The 3,026-nt window shown below is 67.2% G+C and carries 2 protein-coding genes, 1 tRNA gene and 1 pseudogene; 2 read left to right on the top strand and 2 right to left on the bottom strand.

Annotation, left to right across the window (positions count from 1 at the left end; all coding sequences use genetic code 11):
- Window positions 1–7 precede the first annotated feature (7 nt).
- Window positions 8–916, top strand: a pseudogene (locus AC08OX_RS16565) (recombinase family protein); the annotation flags it as partial.
- 572 nt (window positions 917–1,488) lie between these two features.
- On the opposite strand, the gene AC08OX_RS16560 reads toward AC08OX_RS16565, so the two are convergent.
- Both AC08OX_RS16560 and AC08OX_RS16555 read right to left on the bottom strand, forming a co-directional pair.
- Window positions 1,489–1,561, bottom strand: a tRNA-Arg gene (locus AC08OX_RS16560).
- A gap of 219 nt (window positions 1,562–1,780) precedes the next feature.
- Entirely contained in the window at window positions 1,781–2,005 is a 225-nt protein-coding gene (locus tag AC08OX_RS16555) for a DUF3039 domain-containing protein (RefSeq protein WP_023839854.1), read from the bottom strand.
- Between the two features lie 192 nt (window positions 2,006–2,197).
- Here AC08OX_RS16555 and AC08OX_RS16550 point away from each other — a divergent pair, with 192 nt between their 5' ends.
- Entirely contained in the window at window positions 2,198–2,962 is a 765-nt protein-coding gene (locus tag AC08OX_RS16550) for a metal-dependent transcriptional regulator (protein ID WP_476608646.1), read from the top strand.
- Window positions 2,963–3,026 lie beyond the last annotated feature (64 nt).

Genomic DNA, 3,026 nt, shown 5'->3' with positions numbered 1-3,026 from the left:
TGAGTCGATGTCGCGGATCGCCCGGCGGATGTACGAGAACCTCGCGATCGAACGCAAGCTCGAAAAGGCCGGGGTGGCGTTGCTGGCGTGGAACGAGCCGATCAAGGTCGGTGGGCCGCGGGCCGGGCAGATCCTGCACCGGCGGATCAACCAGTCCGTCGCCGAGCACGAGGTCTGGAACACCCTCGAAAGCAGCTGGGGTGGGCTGTGCACCCACGTCCGGGACGGCTGGAACATCGGCAAACCGCCCTACGGCTACCGGGCGCGCAACTACCGGCACCCGAACTCGGCCAAGGCCGACCGAGGGGCGACCAAGACCCGCCTCGAACCCGACGGGGCACGCGGCGAGACCGTCACCCAGATCGCCCATTGGCGCTACTACCGTGGGCTCGGCTATGGGGCGATCGCCGAGGCCCTCAACGCAGATCTGGAGCGTTACCCGCCGCCCGAGCCGGTCGGCGGGGCCTACCGGGCGCGCGGGGCGTGGTCGAAGTCGACGGTGGCCGATCTGCTGCGTAACCCGAAGTACACCGGCTACCAGGTGTTCAACCGCAGGGCGAGCCGCTCACGGCACGGGGCGGTCAACGGGCCGGAGAAGTGGGTCTGGTCCGAACAGCCCGTGCACGAACCGCTGATCCCGAAATGGATGTTCGACGAGTTCAACGCCCACCGCCAGTCCCGGCGCGGCTCCCGGCAGCACGACGACCTCAACGCCCATCCCGCGACGAAGCGGACGTATGTGTTCCGGGGCATGGTCCACTGCACCTGTGGGCGGCGGATGTTCGGCAACGTCCGTGAACCCGGCGCGCCCGTCTGGTACATCTGCTGGCCGAAAGCGAACAACCGAGGCCGCGACGACAAGCTCGCCGACCACCCCAAGACCGTCCGCATCCGCGAAGACGTCCTCGAAGCCGCGATCACCGACTTCTACACCGAACGCGTCTTCGGCCGTAGCCGGGTCGCCCTGCTGGCCGCCGAACTCGCCAGTTTCGACGACCGCGCGACCCAGGAGCGGGCGGCCGAACGGAGCAGGCTCCGCAAGAAGATCGACGACCTTGGACGGCGGCAGGACAACCTGCTCCGCCAAGCCCAAGACGGTGATCCCGATGACCCGTTCACTCAGGGACTGCGAGCCACCTACAACCAGCTCGACACCGAGCGCAAGACCGCCCTTGCGAAGATCAAAGAACTCGACACGGCCGACGACGCCGAACCCGACCGGCCAGGCCCCGACAGCCTCACCCTCCTCGACGCCCTACCGACACTCACGCTCAAGCTCGACAAGGCACCCGAGGCACTACAGCGACGCCTCTACGAGATCACCCAGCTCACCGTCCACCTCGATCACGAGAAGCAGGAGGTACAGATGATGATCAAAATTCCGGTCAGCGACCTCGACACGGTCGCCGATCTCGCGGAAGTGGCCGCCAACACCCCCGCACCGCGTACGACAACCACCCGGCACCTTCACCGCGTGGATGCAGTACGTGCCCCAGGCAGGAATCGGACCTGCGGCCTACCGCTTAGGAGGCGGTCGCTCTATCCACTGAGCTACTGGGGCCGGCGAGGGACACCGGGTCTGGCTCGTGCAACAGATCATACGGGGCCGCGGAGCAGCCGGCCCGAGGAGACACCGTGGATCCCGATCGGCAGGGGCATCCGCACACCGTCCACAGCCCGCCGGCACGCTCGATCTACCGCAACGACCGATTATTACCGAAGGCTAATGACCGCCATCGAGGACCGTGGCCGCCCGGCACTGTGTACCGGCGCAGCGCGATCAGCCGAACTGCTCGGCCATCTCGACGAGTTCCTTGCATTTCGGACAGATCGGGAAACGCGAGGGGTCCCGCACCGGTTCGAACTTGTAGCCGCACAACGCCGTAACCCGGCCACCCTCGATGGACGCGCGAACGATCTCCTCACGACGAGCGTAGTGAGAGTGATCGTCACCTTCGTCCGTCTGGGTGTTCGATGTCTCGGGCGCGATCTGAGTCGTGCTCATGGCGTCGAGTCTAGTGCCGCGGGCGCCGATGCCGGCCCTGGGTGCAAGCCCGCGCGCGGGACGGGTGCCGCACGAGGACACGCCGCCGAACCGAGGCCATACCCGCCGGACCGAGGCCATGGAACACGTCGTGGAACACCGACCCCGGTCCGGGGGAAGGGGCCGACGAGACATCGAAACCGGCCAGCCGGCATGGTCTTCGGGGGGCAGATGGCTCTTGTGAGTCCCAGGCTGAGCGTACCCTGGAGAGGACGAAGGAGACCGGTGACTGGATTGATCGACAGTACCGAGATGTACCTCCGAACCCTGTACGAGCTGAGGGAGGAGGGCATCCCCCCGCTGCGCGCGCGTCTGGTGGAGCGCCTGCATGTCAGCGCGCCGGCCGCGAGCGAGTCGACGGCTCGTCTGGCCAACGAGGGGCTGGTGTGCCTCGCCGACGACCGGACCGTGCAGTTCACGGAGAAGGGCCTGCTGCGGGCCACCGCCGTCATGCGCAAGCACCGCTTGGCCGAGCTGCTGCTCACGAAGGTCATCGGGTTGGACTGGGCGCTGGTACACAACGAGGCCTGTCGGTGGGAGCATGTAATCTCCGACGAGGTCGAGGCGCGCCTCAGCGTCCTGCTCGGCGATCCGAAGCGCTGCCCGTTCGGTAACGAGATCCCGCCTTCCCAGCAGCACCCCACCACGGCACGGCCGGCTTCCGCCCCGGTGAGCCTACTGGCGTCGGCCGACCTCGCCTCGTCCGGCGGTGGCAGGCCGGTCACGGTGAGCTGGATCTCCGAGCGGTTGCAGACGGACGAAAGCATCATGCGCCGGCTTCAGGACGCCGCGATCGTCCCCGGTGCGCAGATCACGCCGGGCTCCCGCGGCAACCTGATCCACATCGTCACTCCCAACGGCCAGACCGACGCGGAGATCAGCCGTAGCACCGCGGCTCTCGTTTACGTCGACCGCTGAGCTTGTCGTTTAACCTGTCGGTCCTTCAGATCCTGCGGCTGTTGACCTGTCCGTGGTCTTCCCG

This window comes from Frankia sp. CoBUL1 (genome assembly GCF_978021245.1).
Note: the sequence above shows the minus strand (reverse complement) of the source record. Positions and strands in the feature narration are given on the sequence as shown.

Bases quoted from the DNA above. Each gene is read 5' to 3' on its own strand.
- AC08OX_RS16555 (WP_023839854.1), bottom strand. From the start codon at position 2,005: ATGAGCACGACTCAGATCGCGCCCGAGACATCGAACACCCAGACGGAC.
- AC08OX_RS16550 (WP_476608646.1), top strand. From the start codon at position 2,198: ATGGTCTTCGGGGGGCAGATGGCTCTTGTGAGTCCCAGGCTGAGCGTA.